Here is a 20,946-nt window from a genome sequence, read left to right as displayed (position 1 = left end):
CACTTCTGGCAGATCCCTGTCAGTCGCCTGTCACTTCTGACGCTTGTAGAACGGCAGCGCCACGACCTCGTACGGCTCGTGCGTGCCCCGGATGTCGACGCCGACGCCCTCGGTGCCGGGCGCGGCGAAGGCGGCGTCCACGTAGGCCATGGCGATCGGCTTGCCCAGGGTCGGGGACGGCGCGCCGGAGGTGATCTCGCCGATGACCTCGCCGTTCGCGACCACCGACATGCCGGCGCGCGGGACCCGGCGGCCCTCGGCGACCAGGCCGACCAGCTTGCGCGGCGGAGCGGTCTCGGCGCGCTCGGCGGCCTTCTCGAGCGCCTCGCGGCCGACGAAGCGGCCCTCGTTGGTGGTCTTCTCGAACTTCACCACCCGGCCCAGGCCCGCGTCGAACGGGGTGAGCGCGGTGGTCAGCTCGTGACCGTACAGCGGCATGCCCGCCTCCAGGCGGAGCGTGTCACGGCAGGACAGGCCGCACGGGATCAGGCCGACGCCGGCGCCCGCCTCGGTCAGCGCCCGCCACACGCCCTCGGCGTGTTCCGGCTTCAGGAACAGCTCGAAGCCGTCCTCGCCGGTGTAGCCGGTGCGGGCGATCAGCGCCGGTACGCCCGCGACGGTGCCCGGCAGGCCCGCGTAGTACTTCAGACCGTCCAGGTCGGCGTCGGTGAGGGACTTCAGGATGCCGGGGGACTCCGGGCCCTGGACGGCGATCAGGGCGTACGCGTCGCGGTCGTCGCGGACCTCGGCGTCGAAGCCCCGCGAGCGCTCGGTGAGGGCGTCGAGGACCACCTGGGCGTTGGAGGCGTTGGCGACGACCATGTACTCCGTCTCGCCGAGGCGGTAGACGATCAGGTCGTCGAGGATGCCGCCGTCCTCCTGGCAGATCATCGTGTAGCGGGCGCGGCCGTTGCCGACGGTGGAGATGTTGCCGACCAGGGCGTAGTCCAGGAGGTCCACGGCCTGCGGGCCGGTGACGGTGATCTCACCCATGTGGGAGAGGTCGAAGAGGCCCGCGCGGGTCCGTACGGCGTTGTGCTCGTCGCGCTCGCTGCCGTAGCGCAGCGGCATGTCCCAGCCGGCGAAGTCGGTCATGGTCGCGCCCAGTGAGCGATGCAGCGCATCGAGGGCAGTCAGGCGGGGGGCAGTGCTCATGGGGTGGCTCCCGGGTCCCAGGGCGTGCAGGGCACGACGTGCATGACGGTGAGGACGATCCTCCCCATCTGTCATGGAACCTGAGAGGTTCACCGAGGGCATCCTCGGCTTGCACCTTGGGTGGGGCCGCGACAGGTGCGGCCCGCTTTTCAGATCTGCCTCATCCACGCGGTACGGGGCCTGAGAGATTCAAGGGAGGTTCTTGCTCCTTCGGCGCCCGGGGACGTCCGGCGCGACTGCGCCTGGCGGCCCGGGACTCTCCCGCGCGGATTCGAGCGGCCGGTATGCGGTTGTGCGCGCTCGTGCGAGCGCGTGGCGCGCTCATCATTGCACGGCGGGTCCGCCGGGCAAATCGCTTGTGTCCCATTACCGTTTCTTTACACTTCGTGGGCAGGGTCCCGGCAGGCCCGACAGGGGGAGCAGAGATGACCATCCAGCGCACCGGCGCCTACGCGGCGAGTCCCGGCATACCCGTCCAGCGGGCGGCCGCCCGCGCCCGCGCCCGCGACCGGGTCAGAAGCCGGCGCCGCGCCCGGATCCTGCGCGACCTGCGCGAGCGCGGCGGCCGCAGCCCCCGCGTGCTGACCTTCGCCGCCGGCGACGTCGTCGTGGTCTCCGGACTGCCCGGCGCCGGGAAGTCCACCCTCATGGACCGCGCCGCCGCCGGCCGCGCCATCGACTCGCAGCACACCCGCGAGCGCTGGGAGGCCCGGCTGCCCGGCTTCCTGCCGTACGCCCTGTGGCGCCCCCTGGCCCGCCTCGCCCACTACGCGGGCCTGCGCCGCGCCCTGCGCTCGGGCGCCGGGGTGATCGTCCACGACTGCGGCACCCAGTCCTGGGTGCGCGGCTGGCTCGCCCGGGAGGCCCGCAGGCGCGGCGCCGCCCTGCACCTGGTCCTGCTCGACGTCGACCCCGACACCGCCCGCGCCGGCCAGCGCTCCCGCGGCCGCGGCGTCTCCGGCTACGCCTTCGCCCGGCACCGCCGCGCCGTCGGCCGCCTGGTGCGCACCGCCGAGAGCGGCGCCCTGCCGCCCGGCTGCGCCTCGGTCACCCTGCTCGACCGGGACGCCGCCGACGCCCTGCGCCGGATCGGATTCCGCGACGTGGCGTGAACCACTCCCGCCCCCCGGGCGTCCTATTCGGTCACAGGGGCGGCGAGCCGCCGTTAAGGTGCTGAACCGCAGGCAGGTGCCGGAAGGGGACGACGAGAACCGTGGACGTGACGTGGCCGGGCAATGAGCTCGAGGAAGTGCTGGCCGCCTCGCTGGGCAACCCCGCCGCCGGCGGCAGGCTGGTCGAGGTCCTCGGCCGCAGCGCCGTCTGGGTGCCGCTGCCCAACGGCGGCGGACCCGACAGCCCCGACCTCGACCTGCCCACCATGGAGATCGACGGCTCCGCCTACGTGCCCGTCTTCAGCTCCCACGAGCAGTTCCTCGCCTGCGTCGGCGAGCACATGTCCTTCACCGTCGCCCCCGCCCGCGACTTCGCCCGCGGCCTGCCCCCGCAGCTCGGCATCGCCGTGAACCCCGGCGGCACCGTCGGCGTCCCGCTGCCCCCGGCCGCCGTCGCCGAGCTCTGCCGCGTCGGCCGCACCCCCCATGGGGGCGCCTCCCGTGACGGAGGCTACGGGGCAGGGCCCGCCTCCGGCGGCCGCGTCCGCCTCTTCGAACCCGACTGGCAGGACGACCCGGTCGACTTCCTCGCCGCCGCCTCCGCCGAGTTCGAGGCCCTCGGCACCGTCGCCACGGCCCGCCGCGCCCTCGCCAGCGTCGAGGGCACCGAACCCGCCCTCTTCGTCGGCGTCCAGCTGACCCACCCCGACGCCGACCCCGCCACCCCGCTGGACGCCCTCGGCCGCGCCCTCGGCCGGATCGAGGTCGCCTGGCCGGTCAACCTCATCCTGCTCGACGTGGCCCAGGACCCGGTCGCCGACTGGATGCTGGAGAAGGTACGGCCCTTCTTCCAGCGCGCCGCCGTGTGACGGTCCCCCTGTTTAAGCTGAACTGATTCAGAACCGAGAGCAACGAGCAACCGGGCCGTACGGCCGTACGAAAAGAGGGGCGGGACCCAGGGTGAGCGCGTCAGGCACCGCTGCGACCGGACAGGTCGAGCACATGCTGCGCCAGGTGGCACCCGGACGCCACGACGCCTACGAGCAGCTGCTGCACGCCCTCGCCGGCTCCGAGGTCTGGATGCTGCTCTGGCAGGGCGCCCCCGGATCCCCCGACGCCCAGTACGGGAACATGGAGGTCGACGGCTACGGCTACGCCCCCTGCGTCACCTCCGCCCAGGAGCTCGCCGCCTCCGGCTGGAACCGCGCCCACGAGCTCGTCCCGGGCCTGGAGATCGCCCGCGCCCTCTACCCCGACCGCTGGGGCATCTGGCTGAACCCGCACGCCCCCGGCGGCGGCGTCGGCATCCCCTGGGCCGACCTGCGCCGCATCGCCACCGGCCTGGACCGCATGCCGGCGGGACCCCTGCGGCTGTCCGAGCCCGCCCTGGAGATCCCGCAGTTCTACGCCCTGCTCACCCAGAACGCGCACCGCACCTCCGCCGTGCGCTCGCTGCGCCGCGCCTGGGTGCAGCCCGCGCTCGGCTCCCCGTACCTCGCCATCGGCCTCGACCTGTACGACTCCGCCCCCGCCTCCGTCGAGGCGGTCCGCGCGATGATGCACCAGACCGTCGCCGCCGTCCCCGACGGCCTGCCCGTCTGCACGGTGACCATGTCCGACACGTACGACCCGGTCGCGATGTGGCTGGCCGCCCACGCCCGCCCGTTCTACGACCGCGAGGCGCACGCCGCCCCGCAGGCCGCCCCGTCTCACCAGCCGGGATACGGCTACCCGCCCGCGCAGCACCGCTGACACCGCGGCGTCACCCGCGGACGCCGTGCGGAAACACGGCCGAAATCCCCTGCCAAGCTGAGGTTTTGCCTCCGCTTTCCGCCGGGCGCGCTGCGATGTCCCGCATCGGACCGTTTTGGTAACTGTCCGGGTCTCAGGTTGGTATCACCGCTATGCGGACTGTTCTCTGCCGCGTCACTCGCCAGTAGCGTTCGGCCGGTCAAGACCACACATGGCGACCCAGGGGTGGACCCATGCGAATATTCAAGTCCCGGGCGGCCCGGGCTTTGACGGCGGCCCTCACGGTCGGCCTCATCGCCACCGGCTGCGCGAGCGAGCGGGGCAAGGACGGGGACAAGGGCGGGGCGAAGGACACCTTCGTCTTCGGCGCCCCCGGCGACCCGGCCTCCCTCGACCCGTCCCTCGCGGCCGACGGCGAGACCTTCCGGGTCACCCGTCAGGCCTTCGAAGCACTGCTCGAGCACGAGTCGGGAGGCAGCAAGCTCGTCGGCGGTCTCGCCGAGACCTGGTCGAGCAACCCCCAGGGCACGGTCTGGACGTTCAACCTGCGCAAGGGCGTGAAGTTCCACGACGGCGAGGCGTTCAACGCCGCCGCGGTCTGCGCGAACTACGACCACTGGTTCAACTGGAAGGGCACCTACCAGTCCAGCGCGATCTCCACCTACTGGCAGGACATCATGGGTGGCTTCGCGAAGAACGAGGACAAGGAAGCCCCGCCGCCGAACTACAAGTCCTGCACGGCCAAGGACGAGAACACGGCGGTCATCGAGGTCCTCAAGCCCTCCGCCAACCTGCCCGGCGGCTTCTCCCTCCAGGCCCTCGCGATCCACTCGCCGAAGGCGATCAAGGAGTACGAGAAGCAGGCGGCGTCCGCCAAGGGCGACGCCATCACGTACCCCAAGTACAGCCAGGAGGCCGGCACGGTCGCCGGCACCGGCCCGTACAAGATCGCGAAGTGGAACAAGGGCAACAAGGAAGTCTCCCTCACCCGCTTCGACGACTACTGGGGCGAGAAGGCCAAGGTGAAGAACCTGGTCATCCGCACCATCGACACCGAGGACGCCCGCCGTCAGGCGCTGCAGGCCGGTGACATCGACGGCTACGACCTGGTCGCGCCCGCCGACATCAAGACCCTCGAGGCCGCCGGCTTCAAGGTCCCGACCCGTGACGTCTTCAACCTGCTCTACCTCGGTATGACGCAGACGAAGAACCCGGCGCTGCAGAAGCCGGCCGTCCGCCAGGCCATCGCGCACGCCGTCGACCGCGAGAACATCGTCAAGACCCAGCTGCCCGAGGGCGGCAAGGTCGCGACCCAGTTCATGCCCGACACGGTCGCCGGCTACTCCGAGAACGTGAAGAAGTACCCCTTCGACACGGCCAAGGCCAAGCAGCTCCTCGCCTCCGCCGGTGCGAGCAACCTCTCCGTCGAGATGTGCTACCCGACCGAGGTCACCCGCCCGTACATGCCGGCGCCGCAGGACATCTTCGAGCTGATCAAGGCCGACCTGGAGAAGGCCGGCATCAAGGTCACCCCGAAGCCGCTGAAGTGGAACCCGGACTACCTGGACGCGGTCGAGGCCGGCTCCTGCGCCCTGCACATGCTCGGCTGGACCGGTGACTTCAACGACGGCTACAACTTCATCGGCACCTGGTTCGCCGAGCCCGACAAGCAGTGGGGCTTCAAGGACGACAAGGTCTTCACCGCGGTGAAGGCGGGCTCGCTCCAGGGCGACCCGACCAAGCGCACCGACCTGTACAAGGCCGCCAACGAGGCGATCATGGAGTACCTGCCGGGTCTCCCGCTGACCTCCTCGCCGCCCGCCATCGCGTTCGGCAAGAACGTCAACCCGCCGAAGGTCTCCCCGCTGACGCAGGAGAACTTCGCCGAGGCCTCCTTCAAGTAGCCGAAGGAACAACGCCAGAGGTCCGCCCGGCCACGGAGAACACGTGGCCGGGCGGACCCGCATCCGACTCTCGTACAACGCAAGAAAGGGGCACGCGGGGTGTTGCGACTCGTCGTACGACGACTTCTCCAGCTGATACCCACCCTGCTCGGCCTGTCGGTTCTGCTCTTCGTCTGGCTGAACCGACTGCCCGGCGGACCCGCCTCAGCGATCCTGGGCGAGCGGGCGACCGAAGCCGACGTGGCGCGCATCAACCGGGCGCTGGGACTCGACCAGCCGCTCTACGTCCAGTACGGACGCTTCCTCAAGCGGCTCTTCGAACTCGACCTCGGCACCTCCGTGCAGACCGGACAGCCGGTCTGGGACGAGTTCCTGCTGCGCTTCCCCGCCACGGTGGAACTCAGCCTCGCCGCCATGTTCATCGCCGTCGTCGTCGGCATCCCGCTCGGCTACCTCGCCGCCCGCAAGCGCGGCGGCTGGCTCGACGTGGCCTCCGTCTCCGGCTCGCTCGTCGGCATCTGCATCCCGGTCTTCTTCCTGGCCCAGCTGCTCAAGGGCGCCCTCGGCGGCGTCTTCGGCACCTACGGCCGCCAGTCCACCGGACTCGACGCCACCAGCGTGACCGGCTTCGCCGTCCTCGACGGCGTGCTCACCGGTGAGTTCGACGCCGCCTGGGACGCCCTCATGCACCTCGTGCTGCCCGGCATCGCGCTGGCCACCATCCCGCTCGCGGTCATCGTGCGCATGACCCGCGCCAGCGTCCTGGAGGTCCTCGGCGAGGACTACATCCGCACCGCCGAGTCCAAGGGCCTGGAGCGCCGGGTCGTCCGCGGCCGGCACATCCTGCGCAACGCGATGCTGCCCGTGGTCACCGCCGTCGGCCTGCTCACCGGAAGCCTGCTGTCCGGCGCCGTGCTCACCGAGTCCGTCTTCTCCTTCGGCGGCATCGGCTCCTTCATCCGTACCGCCATCGACGCCCGCGACTACCCCGTGCTCGTCGGCTTCATCATGTTCATCGCGATGGTGTACGTCCTGATCAACCTGCTGGTGGATCTCGCGTACAGCGTCATCGATCCGAGGGTGCGGGTGCACTGATGAGCCTGGTATCCACCAACACGTCCAAGATCGACCGGCTCGCGCAGCTCACGGCTAAGACCGAGACGGCGAGCGGCGCCAGCCTCTGGCGCGAGGCGATGCGCCGGCTGCGCGCCAGCAAGATGGCGATCATCGGCGCGGTGATCATCGCGGCCTTCGTCCTGGTCGCGATCATCGGCCCCTGGATCGCCCCGCACGCGCCGACCGCCCAGACGTGGCGCGGCGAAGTCTTCGCCAACCGGGGCGAGTTCGTCGGCGCGCGGGCCGAGAACTGGTTCGGCCTGGACCACCTCGGCCGCGACATGTTCTCCCGGATGCTGGTGGGCGCGCGCCAGACGCTGCTCGTCGGCGTCGTCTCCATGCTCATCGGCCTGCTCGTCGGTGCCCTGGTCGGCGCCGTGTCGGGCGCCGCCGCCACCCTCGGCGGCCCGATGGGACGACGCTTCGACAACGCGATCATGCGCGTCACCGACATCATGCTGGCGCTGCCCTCGCTGCTGCTCGCCGTGTCGATCGCCGCGGTCATGGGCCAGTCCCTCACCACCGTGATGATCGCCGTCGGCGTCGTGCAGATCCCGATCTTCGCCCGCCTGCTGCGCGGCTCGATGCTCGCCCAGGGCGGCAGCGACTACGTACTGGCCGCACGCTCCCTCGGCATCCGCAAGCGGCGCATCGTCCTCACCCAGATCCTGCCGAACTCGCTGAGCCCGGTGATCGTCCAGGCCACGCTCAGCCTCGCCACCGCCATCATCGAGGCCGCGGCGCTGTCCTACCTCGGCCTCGGCAACCCCGACCCGGCGGTCCCCGAGTGGGGCGTCATGCTCACCCAGGCTCAGCGCTTCTTCGACAACGAGCCCATGATGTCCGTGTATCCGGCGGTCGGCATCATCATCACCGCCCTCGGCTTCACCCTGCTCGGCGAGGCCATGCGCGAAGCGCTCGACCCGAAGCTGCGAGGTTGATGTCATGCCACTGCTCACCGTGGACGAACTCACCGTCACCTTCGGCGGCCGCGGCCGCAAGGACGTCCGGGCGGTCAACGGCGTCTCCTTCGGCGTCGACCGGGGCCAGGTCGTCGGCCTGGTCGGCGAGTCCGGCTGCGGCAAGTCCGTCACCTCGCTCGCCCTCATGGGTCTGCTCCCCACCAAGGGCGTCACCCTCGGCGGGCGGGCCGACTTCGACGGTACGGACCTGCTGAAGCTGAACCCGTCCAAGATGCGCGACCTGCGCGGACGCGACCTGGCGATGATCTTCCAGGACCCGCTGTCCTCGCTGAACCCGGTCATCCCCATCGGCGTCCAGGTCACCGAGATCCTCGAGCGCCACCGGGGCCTGAAGGGCGAGGCCGCCCGCAAGGAGGCCGCCCACCTGCTCGACCGGGTCGGCATCCCGGACCCGACCCGGCGCCTGAAGGAGTTCCCGCACCAGCTCTCCGGCGGCATGCGGCAGCGCGCCCTCATCGCCATGGCCGTGGCCTGCGCCCCGCGCCTGCTCATCGCCGACGAGCCGACCACCGCGCTCGACGTCACCATCCAGGCCCAGATCCTGGAGCTCCTGAAGGAACTCGTGGACCAGGAGGGCACCGCCCTGCTGATGATCACCCACGACCTGGGCGTCGTCGCCGGCCTGTGCGACGAGGTGAACGTCCTCTACGCCGGCAAGGTCGTCGAGTCCGCCGCCCGCCGCGAGCTGTTCGCCCACCCGACGCACCCGTACACCCACGGCCTGCTCGGCTCCATCCCCCGGCTCGACGCCCCGCGCGGCGAACCGCTCCACCCCATCCGCGGGTCCATCAACGACCAGATCGCCTGGGCCGACGGCTGCGCCTTCGCCCCGCGCTGCGACCGGTACGAGATGGAGTGCCTCACCGGCACCCCCGAACTGACCGAACCACGCGAGGCCGGACACCGCGCCCGCTGCGTCAACCCGGTCCTGGCCACCACGGAGGTCCCGGCATGAGCCTGCTCGAACTCGACGGCGTGAAGGTCCACTTCCCCGTCAAGAAGGGCATCCTCTTCGACCGCACGGTCGGCCACGTCTACGCCGTGGACGGCGTGTCGCTGTCGGTCGAGGCCGGCCAGACGTACGGCCTGGTCGGCGAGTCCGGCTGTGGCAAGACGACGCTGGGCCGTGCGGTGCTGCGCCTGGTCGACCTCACGGACGGCTCGGTCGTCCTCGACGGCACCGACGTGGCCAAGCTCTCCGAGAAGGACCTGCGCTCCTTCCGCCGCCGGCTCCAGATGGTCTTCCAGGACCCGCTGGGCAGCCTCAACCCGCGGCAGAACATCGAGTCGATCCTGAGCGAGGGCATGGCCGCGCACGGGATCGGCGCGAACCAGGACGAGCGGCGGGAGAAGATCCGCGAGATCCTGGCGAAGGTCGGCCTGCCCGCCAACGCCCTCTCCCGCTACCCGCACGAGTTCTCCGGCGGCCAGCGCCAGCGCATCGGCATCGCCCGCGCCCTGGTGCTCGAACCGGACGTCATCATCTGCGACGAGCCGGTCTCCGCCCTCGACGTCTCCATCCAGGCCCAGGTCATCAACCTCCTGGAGGAGCTCCAGGAGTCGATGGGCCTGACCTACCTGGTCATCGCGCACGACCTGGCGGTGGTCCGCCACATCTCGGACGTCATCGGCGTGATGTACCTCGGCTCGCTGGTGGAGGAGGCCCCGAGCGACGCGCTGTACGCGGAGCCGATGCACCCCTACACCAAGGCCCTGATGTCCGCGGTCCCGGTCCCGGACCCGGAGGTCGAGGACCGTCGCGAACGCATCCTCCTCCACGGCGACCTCCCCTCCCCGGCCAACCCGCCGACGGGCTGCCGCTTCCACACCCGCTGCCCCTGGAAGCAGGACACCCTCTGCGCGACGGACCGCCCGGCCCTGCGCGACCTCGGCGACGGCCACAAGGTCGCCTGCCACTTCGCGCAGGAGATCCACGAGGGCACCCTGAGCATCACCCCGGCCTCGGAGGCCGTGGTGCTTCCGGCACAGGCGACGGGTGAGGCGCAGGACGCGACGGAGGCGGAGGCGGCGGAGCCGGTGGGCGCGGCGAAGGCCGCGCCGGCCGGAACGGCGGCGGGCGAGCGGGCCGACGCGGTGCCGGTGGGTGCGGCGGAGGCCGGGCCGGCCGACGGGGCCTCGGCGCCGAAGGACGCGGAGGCGGCCGAGGCGACGGACGTGGCGGCCGCCGCGGCCGGGCCGGAGGGCGACGAAGCACCGGAGGCCACCGCGACCGGTGAGACGGAGTCCGCCGACGCACCGGACGGGGCCGAGGCCACCGAGGGCGCGCCGCAGGCGCCGTCCGCGGCCGAGGCGGAGCCCGCCGAGGAGCCGTCCCCCGCGAAGACGGACTCCCCGAAGGTCTGACCCCGCCCGGCCGCCCCGGCCCGGCCGATCCCCGAGGCCCCCGCAGCCACCCGGCGGCGGGGGCCTCGGCGTTCTCGCCCGGCACCCGGCCCGGTCGCGGAAACCCCGGTCGCCCGCCGGTGGCCGGGAGGCCGCGGCAGGTCGCGACCGGGGCCAGGGGCCGCCCGCCACGGAGGCCGTGGGGCGCTGCGGGTGCGGGCAGGTCAGGGACCGCTCGGCCCGCGGCCGCCGCGTCGGGGGGGCGGGGGCCGGAGCCTGCGGTGCCGTCGGGTTTCGGGAAGGGGCGGGGCGGGGAAGTCCCGGCGCCCATGCCACCGCGGCGCGCGCGGCGCGCACGCGCGCACCCCAGCCCACGCCTCGGGCCGTCGGGTTTCGGGGCGGGGGAGTCCCGGCGCTCACGCCACCGCAGCGCGCGCGGCGCGCACGCGCGCACCCCACCCCACCCCAACCGGGACAATGGCCCGGTGCTCCACGACCTGTTCAATCCCTCCGTCCAACACGCCCTCGACCTCGTCGGCATCTTCGTCTTCGCGATCTCCGGCGCCCTCCTCGCCGTCCGCAAGAACTTCGACGTCTTCGGCATCGCCGTCCTCGCCGAGGTCACGGCCCTCGGCGGCGGTCTCCTGCGCGACCTCATCATCGGCGCCGTGCCCCCGGCCGCCTTCACGGACCTCGGCTACTTCCTCATGCCGCTCGTCGCGACGGTCCTCGTCTTCTTCCTCCACCCGCAGGTCGAACGCACCCAGGCCGCCGTCAACGTCTTCGACGCGGCGGGCCTCGGGCTGTTCTGCGTGACCGGCACCACCAAGGCGTACGACTACGGTCTCGGCCTCACCTCCTCCGCCGCGCTCGGCCTCGCCACGGCCGTCGGCGGCGGTGTGCTGCGCGACGTGCTCGCCAACGAGGTGCCGTCGCTGCTGCGCTGGGACCGGGACCTGTACGCCGTCCCGGCGATCGTGGGCGCCACGATGGTCGTGCTCAGCATCCGGTTCGACGTGCTCAACGCGTACACCAGCGCCGCCGCCGTCCTCACCGCCTTCGTCCTGCGGCTGCTCGCGATGCGCTACCACTGGCGGGCGCCGCGCGCCTGGAACCGGCGGTCCTCCGCCCGCGAGGAGCCGGAAAAAGCTACCGCTCAGTAGCTAAATCCTGTACGGTCGCCGTCATGAGTACGCGCAGCATCGAGACGGCGAGCGGTTCGGCGACCGGCCCCACGAGCGGGACGACCGGCGGGTCGACGGGCGGGACGGCCGGCGCCGACGTGACGAGCGAGTTCGACCGCGACACCGCCGTCACCCTCCGCGCCCCCGGCGTCTACGACGCCGAACTCTCCGCGGGCTGGACGATCATCCACGCCGTCAACGGCGGCTACCTCCTCGCCCTCCTCGGCCGCGCCCTCGGCGACCACCTGCCGCACCCGGACCCGTTCACCATCTCGGCGCACTACCTCACGCCCTCCGTGCCGGGCCCCGCGGTGATCCGCACGGAGACCGTCCGCACCGGACGCACCCTCTCCACCGGCCAGGCGTCCCTCTTCCAGTACGCCGAGGACGGCACCGAGGTCGAGCGGATCCGCGTCCTCGCCTCCTACGGAGACCTCGACGCGCTCCCCGACGAGGTCCGCACCACCGCGACCCCGCCCGCGATCGCCCCCATCGAGCAGTGCTTCGGCGCCTCCGACGGACCCACCCCGCAGATCCCCGGCTCGTCCGCCATCACCGAGCGCCTCGACATCCGGCTCGACCCGGCGACCGTCGGCTGGGCGATCGGCGCACCCTCCGGCAAGGGCGAGATGCGCGGCTGGTTCGGCCTGGCCGACGGCCGCGAACCGGACCCGCTCTCCCTGCTCCTCACGGTCGACGCCCTGCCGCCGACCTCCTTCGAGCTCGGCCTCAAGGGCTGGACCCCCACCGTCGAGCTCACCACCCACGTCCGCTGCCGCCCGGCCCCCGGCCCGCTGCGGGTCTCCATCACCACCCGCAACCTCGCGGGCGGCTTCCTGGAGGAGGACGCCGAGGTCTGGGACAGCGCCGACCGCCTGGTCGCACAGTCCCGCCAGCTGGCCCGCGCACCGCGCGGCTGACCCGTGTGAGCGGGGCGTGAGAGAGTCCGGGGGGTGAAGTCCGACCGGCTGCTGTCCCTGCTCCTGCTCCTCCAGACCCGGGGGCTCGTGCCGGCGAGCGAGCTCGCCGAACGGCTCGACGTGTCGGTGCGCACCATCTACCGGGACGTCGAGTCGCTGTCCGCGGCCGGCGTGCCGGTGTACGCCGAGCGGGGACGGCACGGCGGCATCGCCCTGCTCCCGGGCTACCGCACCGACGTCACCGGGCTCACCGCCGACGAGTCGCGGGCCCTGTTCGTCCTCGCCGCCGACGGCGCCCACGCCGCGCTCGGCCTCGACGAGGCGCTCGGGTCGGCGCTGCGCAAGGTGATGGCCGCGCTGCCCGCCCCGCACCGACCGGCCGCCGAACTCACCAGCCGCCGCATCCTGGTCGACCCGGACCGCTGGATGAGCGGGCCGCGCGCCGACGTCGACCTCGACGTCCTCAACCGGGGCGTGTTCGCCGACCGCCGGCTCACCCTCGCGTACCGCAGCAGCGGAGCGCCCGCGCCGAAGACGTACACCGTCGACCCGTACGGGCTCGTGGTGAAGGCCGGCGTCTGGTACCTGGTCGCCGACCACGAGGCCGAACCCCGGCTCTTCCGCGCCGACCGCGTCCACCGCGCCGAACTCCTCGACGAGCCCGTCCGGCGCCGGCCCGGCGTCGAACTCGCCGACGTGTGGGACCTGCTGCGCAGCCGCGTCGAGCGCCGCCCGGCGGACATCACCGTCACCGCCCGCGTGCACCGCGACCGCTACGACCGCTTCCTGCGCCTGCACGGCGACCGCCTCACCGCCCCGGCCCCACCGCACCCCGCCGAGGAGTGGACCACCGTCGAACTGGCCTTCGCCGAGCTCGGCGAACTCCGCCCCCTCCTCGCCATGGGCGCCAGCCTGGAGGTCCTGGCCCCGCCGGACGCCCGCGCCTACGTCGCGGACGTCGCCAGGGAGACCGCCGCTCTCTACCGGGCAACCGGATCCGGTGTCCAAAGCCGGCCGACGTGACCGCTGGATCCACGAACGGATCCCCTGTCCGAAGGTCGGCCCCGGGCCGGCCGAAGTGACACCGGATCCACGAACGGATCCCCTGTCCGAAGGTGGCCCCGGGCCGGCCGAAGTGACACAGGATCCACAGGCTACGGATCCCATGTCCGATCCGAAGGGCAGGCCCGAGGCGCACGGAATCCCCCGCCCGGACACCCGCATCGGATCCGATGGCCGAAGGCAAACCGGATACTGGATCCGGCCAGGCGACGGAGACGCCCGCGCCGCCTCGTAGAATCGTTCCCACCATGGCTTACCTCGACCACGCCGCGACCACGCCCATGCTGCCCGAGGCGATCGAGGCGATGACCGCCCAGCTCGCCGTCACGGGCAACGCCTCCTCGCTGCACGCGGCCGGCCGTCGCGCCCGGCGGACCGTCGAGGAGGCCCGCGAGACGCTGGCCGGGGCGCTCGGGGCCCGGCCCAGCGAGGTCGTCTTCACCTCCGGCGGCACCGAGGCCGACAACCTCGCCGTGAAGGGCCTCTTCTGGTCCCGCCGCGCCGCCGACCCGCGCCGCACCCGCGTCCTGGCCAGCCCGGTCGAGCACCACGCCGTCCTCGACGCCGTCGACTGGCTCGCCGGCCACGAGGGCGCCACCGTCGAGTACCTGCCCGTCGACCGGCACGGCCGCGTACACCCCGAGGCCCTGCGCGAGGCCGTCGCGCGCGACCCCGAGTCCGTCGCCCTCGCCACCGTCATGTGGGCCAACAACGAGATCGGCACCATCATGCCGATCCGTGAACTCGCCGACGTCGCCGGCGAGTTCGACGTCCCGCTGCACGCCGACGCCGTCCAGGCCCTCGGTCAGATTCCGGTCGACTTCGCCGCCTCCGGACTCGCCGCCATGACCGTTTCCGGTCACAAGATCGGCGGCCCCTACGGCATCGGCGCCCTGCTCCTCGGCCGCGAGTACACCCCCGTGCCCGTCCTGCACGGCGGCGGCCAGGAGCGCCACGTCCGCTCCGGCACCCTCGACGTGCCCGCCGTCGCCGCCTTCGCGGTCGCCGGCCGGATCGCCGCCGAGGGCCGCGAGGAGTTCGCCCGCACCGTCGGCACCCTCCGCGACGAGCTGGTCACCGCCGTTCGCACCGCCGTCCCCGACGCGATCCTCGGCGGCGACCCCGTCGACCGGCTCCCCGCCAACGCGCACTTCACCTTCCCCGGCTGCGAGGGCGACTCCCTGCTGCTGCTCCTCGACGCCGCCGGCATCGAGTGCTCCACCGGGTCCGCCTGCACCGCCGGCATCGCCCAGCCCAGCCACGTCCTGCTCGCCACCGGCACCGACCCGGACCTCGCCCGCGGCACCCTGCGCTTCACCCTCGGCCACACCTCCACCAAGGAGGACGTCACGGCAGTCGCCGAGGCCATCGGCCCGGCCGTCGAACGCGCCCGCACGGCCGGCCTCAGCTGACGACCGGCCCCGCGGCCCCCGCCCGGTGACGCCCGCCGGCCCGCCGCGGTCGCCGCCCGGTGATGCCCGGCGGGCCGCGCCCGCTGAGGCCCGTCGGCCGCGCGGGCCCCGCCGGGTGACGCCCACCGGCCCCCGCCCGACCGCCCGGTCCCGCCCTCGGGCCCCGCTGGGTGACGCCCGCCGGCCCGCGCGCGCTGATGCCCGTCGGCCGCACGGGCGCCGCCCGGTGACGCCCGGTGACGCCCGGTCCCGCCCGGCGGGCCGCGCCCGCCCGCCCGGTCCCGGCACGGGCGCCGCCCGGTGACGCCCACCGGCCCCCGCCCGACCGGCCGGTCCCGCTTCCGGGCCCCGCTGGGTGACGTCCGCCCGACCGCCCGGTGACGCCCGCCGGCCCGCGCCCGCTGAGGCCCGTCGGCCGCGCGGGCGCCGCCCGGTCCCGCCCTCCGGCCCTCGCGCCCCGGCTCAGTCGGCCGACGGCAGCTTCGCGCGCTCCCGCCGCACGAGCGGCATGTAGCGGTCCCAGTCCCAGTGCGGCCCCGGATCCGTGTGGTCCGTGCCCGGCACCTCCACGTGCCCGATGATGTGCTCCCGGTCCACCGGTATCCCGTAGCGGGCGCAGATGCCGGCCGTCAGCCGCGCCGACGCCTCGTACATCGCCTTCGTGAAGCCCTCCGGCCGGTCGACGAAGCCCTCGTGCTCGATGCCGATGCTCCGCTCGTTCATGTCCCGGTTCCCGGCGTGGAAGGCCACGTCGAGCTCCCGGATCATCTGTGCCACGTGTCCGTCCTTGCGGACGACGTAGTGGGTGGCCGCCCCGTGCCCGGGATCCTTGAAGACCTTCACGGCGGTGGCGAAGCTGCCCTGCACCACATGGATCACCACCCGGTCGATCACGAAGTCGTCCGGGCGGTCGGCCCGCCGCCAGTTCGCCCGCGAGGCCCCCGCCCACTGGGCACCCTTGTGGTCCAGCTCGCCCTCGACCCGGTCCTTCTCCATCCCCGGCAGCCGCCACCACCAGCGCGTCAGCTCCTCGCGCGCGAGCGCGGCCGCGCCGACCGCCGCGACCGTGCCGCCCACCAGGAAAGCCCGCCGCCCCGTACCGCTCCCGGTGCCGCCGCCCGCGCTCCGCCCGCCCGCCCCGCCCCTCGCCTTTTTCCCCATGTGTCCGAGAACGCTCACGCGTACGGCCCCGGTTCCCCGCGCCCCGTACCCTGGTAGGGCTATGACTGAGACCTCGCCGCAGCGCCCCAGCCCCCGCCCCCTCCGGGTCCTCGCCGCCATGTCCGGCGGAGTGGACTCCGCCGTCGCCGCCGCCCGCGCCGCCGAGGCCGGCCACGACGTCACCGGCGTGCACCTGGCCCTCTCCGCGAACCCGCAGTCCTTCCGTACCGGAGCGCGGGGCTGCTGCACCATCGAGGACTCGCGCGACGCCCGGCGGGCCGCCGACGTCATCGGCATCCCGTTCTACGTGTGGGACCTCGCCGAGCGCTTCCGCGAGGACGTCGTGGCGGACTTCGTCTCCGAGTACGAGGCGGGCCGCACGCCCAATCCGTGCCTGCGCTGCAACGAGAAGATCAAGTTCGCCGCCCTCCTCGACAAGGCGCTCGCCCTCGGCTTCGACGCCGTCTGCACCGGCCACTACGCGACCGTCGTGCTGCGCGAGGACGGCACCCGCGAGCTGCACCGGGCCTCCGACATGGCCAAGGACCAGTCGTACGTCCTCGGCGTCCTCGACGAGAAGCAGCTGGCGCACGCCATGTTCCCGCTCGGCGACACCGTCACCACCAAGGAGGAGATCCGCGCGGAGGCGGAGCGGCGCGGTCTCGCGGTGGCGAAGAAGCCCGACAGCCACGACATCTGCTTCATCGCCGACGGCGACACCCAGGGCTTCCTCGCCTCCCACCTGGGCACGGCGGAGGGCGACATCGTCGACGAGTCCGGTACGAAGGTGGGCACCCACCAGGGCGCGTACGGCTTCACCATCGGCCAGCGCAAGGGCCTGCGCATCGGACACCCCGCCCCCGACGGCAAGCCCCGCTACGTCCTCGACATCTCGCCGGTGAACAACACCGTCACCGTCGGCCCCGCCGAGGCCCTGGACGTCACCGCCCTGACCGCCATCAGGCCCCGCTGGTGCGGCACCGCTCCCGAGGGCCCCGGCCGCTACACCGCGCAGCTCCGCGCCCACGGCGGTGAGACGCCGGTGAGCGCCGAGATGACCGACGGGCAGCTGCACGTCACCTTCGACGAGCCCGTCCGGGGCGTCGCCCCGGGCCAGGCCATCGTGCTCTACGACGGCACGCGGGTGGTGGGCTCGGCGACGATCGCGACGACGGTCCGCCGCACGGACCCGGCGCCGGCCCGGGCGTGAGACGGGCCCCGACCGACGTCGGGGCCCGGCCACGGGGCACCCCGGCCGGCCCGCCGGCCGCCCGGGGTCACTGACCGGCGGACTCCTGCGCGTAGAAGTCCTCAAGGACCGGGGCCAGGACGTGCGGGGCCACCTCGTGCGTCTGGCCGGTGAGCGTGCGGTGCCGTCCGCGCGGGACGGCCGCCGCGATCGTACGGGCCGCCCGCCGCGTCCAGACCGGGCTCGCACCCCCGTCGACCACCAGCACGCGCGCGTGCACCCGGCCGAGCCGGCCGGCCTGCTCCGCACCGTACGGCGGCTCGAACACCGACACCGGCCCGACCGGCACCCCGGCCGCGGCGGCGGCCAGCGCCAGGGCGCCTCCGGACGCCGTTCCGTGCACCGTCGCCGTACCGTCCGCGTCGCCCACCACCTCCACGAGCGCCGCCAGGTCCTCGATCTCCCGCTCCACGCAGTCCGCGGCGTCGCGCCGGTCGTACGCGACGACCGAGAAGCGCCGGGCGAGCAGCCCGGCGAGCGGCCGTTCCGCTCCGGCCGTCCCCGGCGCCCCGCTCACCAGGATCACGGGCGGCCCGTCCCCGTACCGCTCGAAGGCGATCGGCGTCCCGTCCTGCGACCTGACCAGGCCCCGGGCCCGGCAGAGAGTGGTCTTCACCTCGTCCATGGAAGGGCAGACCGGAGCGGCCCCCGGAACTCATCGCTCGCGGAGGGAACTTCCCGAAAAAATCCCGCTGCCGGTGCGACGGCCTACGGTGGAGCCCATGAACATCTGCGTCTTCCTGTCCGCCGCCGACCTCGACGAGCGGTACACGGCCCCCGCCCGCGACTTCGCCACCCGCCTCGGCAAGGCGGGCCACACCCTGGTCTGGGGCGGGTCCGACACCGGCCTCATGAAGGTCGTCGCGGACGCCGCCGAGGAGGCCGGCGGCCGCCTGGTCGGCGTCTCGGTGGACTTCCTCGCCGCCAAGGCCCGCCCGGTCGCCGACGAGATGCTCTTCGCCAAGGACCTCGCCGAGCGCAAGGCCCTCCTCCTCGCCCGGTCCGACGCCGTCGTCGTCATGGTCGGCGGCACCGGCACCCTCGACGAGGCCACCGACATCCTGGAACTGAAGAAGCACGGCCGCCACACCAAGCCTGTCGTCCTCCTCAACGCGGCCGGCTTCTACGACGGCCTGAAGACCCAGTTCCGCCGCATGGAGGAAGAGGGCTTCCTGCCGGTCCCGCTGAGCGAGCTGGTCTTCTTCGCGGAGGACGGTGCGGAGGCGCTGGCGTACCTGGAGTCACGGGTGCGGAACTGACGATCTGCTCCCGCAATGGTTCCTCGCACGCCCGTACGGCTGCTCGCCCGGGGGCGATGGCGGGAAGTCTTCGCGACTGCGTACGAACGGACCTGGCTGCGCTAGCCTCCTCGACCTGGAGCGATGACGGGTCGCAGTCGAGAGCGGGGGAGCCGTGTCCCATGCGGTGCGCTGGCAGCAGTTGTCCGGGCCGACAGGCGGCGCCGCGGAGCTGAAACACAGCGGCGGCCCCTGGACCCGCGCCTCCGCCACCGCTGCCGAAATCCGGACGAGCGCCGAGACCAGCCGCTCCGTCCTCGGCCGCGGCCACGAGGGCATCGCGGCCGGCGGCGCCGGACTGAGCGCCGTCGCCGCGCTCGCCGGCTTACGCGAGTCCTGGGAGGAGCGGCTCACAGCCGTACGCGACGAGTGCGAGGCCCTGCGGGGCACCCTCCTCACGGTCGCCAAGGAGATGGGCGAGACCGACACCGCCGTCGGGAACTCCTTCGCGGGGCGGCGATGAGCGGGGCCGCACTCACCTGGCGGCAGCTCAGGGACGTCAGGCTGGCGGAGTTCGAGCAGGCTGGCGACGCCTGGCACGAGGTGTCGGGCCGGGCCGACGCCGATCGAGTACGGGTCGACCGCGCCATGTCCGCCAAGCTCCGAGAGACCCAGCAGAGCGAGTCGGCCGACGCCGCCCTCGGCCGTCTCCGGCGCCTGAGCCGCAACTTCCAGTACGTGCACACCGAGTGCGGACTCACCCGCACCGCGCTCAACGGCCTGGCAGGCGACCTGGCCGAGCCCCAGCGCCTGTTGCGGCTGGCCCTCGAGGAGGCCGCCGCCCTGAGGTTCACCGTCCACGAGGACGGCTCCGTCGCCTACCCCGCCGCGCCCGTCCGGACTGCGCTCGGCGACCAGGAGGCCCCTGGCGGCAGGGTCCGCGGCCGCCTCCTCCGGGAACGCTCGCCCTTCGACGACTCCCCACCGTTCGGCCTGCTCAACCCGCACGCCGAGAAAGCCCAGGACCTCGCGGACCGCATCGGCCGGGCGGTCCTCGCGGCCGCCTCCATCGACGCCCGGTACGCCCGGACCCTGGAGGCCCTGCGCGCGGCCAAGGGCCTGGACGTCACGGAGGCCACCCTTCAGGACATCGCCCGGGACACCGCCGCCGTCCGCGACGCCGCCGGTCACCACCTCGCGGCCGCCGTCCCCGCGGACGGCAGCCCCGCCGAACGCAAGGCATGGTGGGACGGCCTCAGCGAGGAACAGCGCCGCGAGTACCTGGACGTCGCGCCGGACCTGATCGGCAACCTGGACGGCATCCCCGCAGTCGTGCGGGACGAGGCCAACCGGCGCTACCTGCCCGTGCTCATCGACGAGTTGGAGCGGCGGGGCGGTGCCGGCGCGGAGACGAAGCTGGAGGCGCTCCGTATGATCCAGGACAGGCTGGACCAAGCGAGCGACCCACCCATGTTCCTCCTCGGCATCGGCGCGGAGGGCAACGGCCGCGCGATCGTGGCGTACGGAAACCCCGACACGTCGAAGCACGTGTCCGCGTACGTGCCCGGCCTCGGCACGAACCTGGACGCCGTGTTCGTCGAAGAGACGATGGTGCGGGCCCAGGACACGGCGAAGGGGGCGCGGTCCGTGGACCCGTCCAGCGCCGCGATCGTCTGGCTCGGCTACGACGCGCCCCAGCACGGTGACGTGATGCTCAGGGGGGACGCGGAGCGAGGAGCCCCCGCGTACAACCGGTTCATGGCCGGACTGTCCGCGACCAACGACCACGCGGACCCGCACCTGACCGCCATCGGCCACTCCTACGGATCGCTCACCGTGGGCACGGCCGCCCGGCAGTCCGGCGGCATCCCCGGCGTGGACGACGTGATCCTGCTGGGCAGCCCGGGGGTCGGTGTGGACCGCGCCCAGGACCTGGGCGTCGGAAAAGAGCACGTGTACGTCGGTGCCGCGGACAACGACCCGGTCACCCACCTCCCGACCAGGACGGAGTCCGCGGTCGGCCTGCAGTTCGGCGGTTCCACGGGCGTGCTGCTGGCACGGGACCTCCTCGACCGGGGGAACGACGACCTGTACTTCGGCAAGGACCCCGCGAGCGAGGCGTTCGGGGCACGGCGCTTCGAGGTGGACGACGGGCCGCGGATGGTTCGCGACGGGGGCCTGTTCGATGCCCATGGGCAGTACTTCACACCGAGCGTGGACCAGGCGTCCGCGGACAACATCGCGTTCATCGTCGGCGGGACGCCGGAAAAGATCACCACGGAGGCATATCGATGAGTCCTGTCTCGCGGACGGCGCGCATGTCGTCGTGCCTTGTCCTGGCCGGGGCTCTCCTGG

19 protein-coding genes and 1 riboswitch are annotated in these 20,946 nt (G+C 73.1%); of the genes, 16 read left to right on the top strand and 3 right to left on the bottom strand.

Annotation, left to right across the window (positions count from 1 at the left end; genetic code table 11):
• Positions 1 to 30 precede the first annotated feature (30 nt).
• Positions 31 to 1,155, bottom strand: coding sequence for a glycine cleavage system aminomethyltransferase GcvT (gene gcvT / locus ABD954_RS09775; protein WP_345485490.1), 1,125 nt, complete (start codon positions 1,153 to 1,155; stop codon positions 31 to 33).
• 159 nt (positions 1,156 to 1,314) lie between these two features.
• Positions 1,315 to 1,429, bottom strand: a riboswitch (glycine riboswitch).
• Positions 1,430 to 1,580: 151 nt separating this feature from the next.
• On the opposite strand from gcvT, the gene ABD954_RS09770 reads away from it, so the two are divergent.
• The 12 genes from ABD954_RS09770 (at position 1,581) to ABD954_RS09715 (ending at position 14,943) form a co-directional block, all read left to right on the top strand.
• The gene (locus ABD954_RS09770; RefSeq protein WP_345485489.1) at positions 1,581 to 2,267 is read left to right on the top strand and encodes an AAA family ATPase; all 687 of its coding nucleotides are present in this window, start codon (positions 1,581 to 1,583) and stop codon (positions 2,265 to 2,267) included.
• Between the two features lie 101 nt (positions 2,268 to 2,368).
• Positions 2,369 to 3,136, top strand: coding sequence for an enhanced serine sensitivity protein SseB (locus tag ABD954_RS09765; RefSeq protein ID WP_345485488.1), 768 nt, complete (start codon positions 2,369 to 2,371; stop codon positions 3,134 to 3,136).
• Between the two features lie 91 nt (positions 3,137 to 3,227).
• Positions 3,228 to 4,019 carry an enhanced serine sensitivity protein SseB C-terminal domain-containing protein gene (locus tag ABD954_RS09760; protein ID WP_345485487.1) on the top strand — a complete coding sequence of 264 codons (792 nt, stop codon included), beginning with the start codon at positions 3,228 to 3,230 and terminating at the stop codon, positions 4,017 to 4,019.
• Between the two features lie 233 nt (positions 4,020 to 4,252).
• Entirely contained in the window at positions 4,253 to 5,923 is a 1,671-nt protein-coding gene (locus ABD954_RS09755; protein WP_345485486.1) for an ABC transporter substrate-binding protein, read from the top strand.
• A 99-nt stretch (positions 5,924 to 6,022) separates the two neighbouring features.
• The gene (locus ABD954_RS09750) at positions 6,023 to 7,018 is read left to right on the top strand and encodes an ABC transporter permease (RefSeq protein WP_345485485.1); all 996 of its coding nucleotides are present in this window, start codon (positions 6,023 to 6,025) and stop codon (positions 7,016 to 7,018) included.
• Entirely contained in the window at positions 7,018 to 7,980 is a 963-nt protein-coding gene (locus tag ABD954_RS09745; RefSeq protein ID WP_345485484.1) for an ABC transporter permease, read from the top strand. Before ABD954_RS09750 ends, ABD954_RS09745 begins: the two co-directional genes overlap by 1 nt.
• 4 nt (positions 7,981 to 7,984) lie before the next feature.
• Positions 7,985 to 8,977, top strand: coding sequence for an ABC transporter ATP-binding protein (locus ABD954_RS09740; RefSeq protein ID WP_345485483.1), 993 nt, complete (start codon positions 7,985 to 7,987; stop codon positions 8,975 to 8,977).
• Positions 8,974 to 10,386, top strand: coding sequence for an ABC transporter ATP-binding protein (locus tag ABD954_RS09735; protein WP_345485482.1), 1,413 nt, complete (start codon positions 8,974 to 8,976; stop codon positions 10,384 to 10,386). The genes ABD954_RS09740 and ABD954_RS09735 overlap by 4 nt, the downstream gene beginning before the upstream one ends.
• 464 nt (positions 10,387 to 10,850) lie before the next feature.
• Positions 10,851 to 11,528, top strand: coding sequence for a trimeric intracellular cation channel family protein (locus ABD954_RS09730; RefSeq protein ID WP_345485480.1), 678 nt, complete (start codon positions 10,851 to 10,853; stop codon positions 11,526 to 11,528).
• 23 nt (positions 11,529 to 11,551) lie between these two features.
• Positions 11,552 to 12,469, top strand: coding sequence for a thioesterase family protein (locus ABD954_RS09725; protein WP_345485479.1), 918 nt, complete (start codon positions 11,552 to 11,554; stop codon positions 12,467 to 12,469).
• A gap of 33 nt (positions 12,470 to 12,502) precedes the next feature.
• The gene (locus tag ABD954_RS09720; protein ID WP_345485478.1) at positions 12,503 to 13,492 is read left to right on the top strand and encodes a helix-turn-helix transcriptional regulator; all 990 of its coding nucleotides are present in this window, start codon (positions 12,503 to 12,505) and stop codon (positions 13,490 to 13,492) included.
• Positions 13,493 to 13,779: 287 nt separating this feature from the next.
• Positions 13,780 to 14,943: a cysteine desulfurase family protein gene (locus ABD954_RS09715; protein WP_345485477.1), complete on the top strand. Its 1,164-nt coding sequence runs from the start codon at positions 13,780 to 13,782 to the stop codon at positions 14,941 to 14,943.
• Positions 14,944 to 15,405: 462 nt separating this feature from the next.
• Here ABD954_RS09715 and ABD954_RS09710 read toward each other — a convergent pair whose 3' ends face one another.
• Entirely contained in the window at positions 15,406 to 16,104 is a 699-nt protein-coding gene (locus ABD954_RS09710) for an N-acetylmuramoyl-L-alanine amidase (RefSeq protein ID WP_345492061.1), read from the bottom strand.
• A 61-nt stretch (positions 16,105 to 16,165) separates the two neighbouring features.
• Between ABD954_RS09710 and mnmA the strand changes: the two genes are divergently transcribed.
• Positions 16,166 to 17,314, top strand: a complete 1,149-nt coding sequence (mnmA, locus tag ABD954_RS09705; RefSeq protein ID WP_345485476.1) for a tRNA 2-thiouridine(34) synthase MnmA — start codon at positions 16,166 to 16,168, stop codon at positions 17,312 to 17,314.
• 67 nt (positions 17,315 to 17,381) lie between these two features.
• Here mnmA and ABD954_RS09700 read toward each other — a convergent pair whose 3' ends face one another.
• Positions 17,382 to 17,978: an alpha/beta fold hydrolase gene (locus tag ABD954_RS09700; protein WP_345485475.1), complete on the bottom strand. Its 597-nt coding sequence runs from the start codon at positions 17,976 to 17,978 to the stop codon at positions 17,382 to 17,384.
• 97 nt (positions 17,979 to 18,075) lie between these two features.
• Between ABD954_RS09700 and ABD954_RS09695 the strand changes: the two genes are divergently transcribed.
• The 3 genes from ABD954_RS09695 (at position 18,076) to ABD954_RS09685 (ending at position 20,886) form a co-directional block, all read left to right on the top strand.
• Entirely contained in the window at positions 18,076 to 18,612 is a 537-nt protein-coding gene (locus ABD954_RS09695; protein ID WP_345485474.1) for an LOG family protein, read from the top strand.
• Between the two features lie 154 nt (positions 18,613 to 18,766).
• A complete protein-coding gene (locus tag ABD954_RS09690) occupies positions 18,767 to 19,114 on the top strand; it encodes a hypothetical protein (RefSeq protein ID WP_345485472.1) in 348 nt (115 codons plus the stop codon).
• Positions 19,111 to 20,886: an alpha/beta hydrolase gene (locus ABD954_RS09685; RefSeq protein WP_345485471.1), complete on the top strand. Its 1,776-nt coding sequence runs from the start codon at positions 19,111 to 19,113 to the stop codon at positions 20,884 to 20,886. Before ABD954_RS09690 ends, ABD954_RS09685 begins: the two co-directional genes overlap by 4 nt.
• Positions 20,887 to 20,946: the final 60 nt, after the last annotated feature.

Source organism: Streptomyces roseoviridis (assembly GCF_039535235.1).
GTDB classification, from domain to species: domain Bacteria; phylum Actinomycetota; class Actinomycetes; order Streptomycetales; family Streptomycetaceae; genus Streptomyces; species Streptomyces roseoviridis.
Note: the sequence above shows the minus strand (reverse complement) of the source record. Positions and strands in the feature narration are given on the sequence as shown.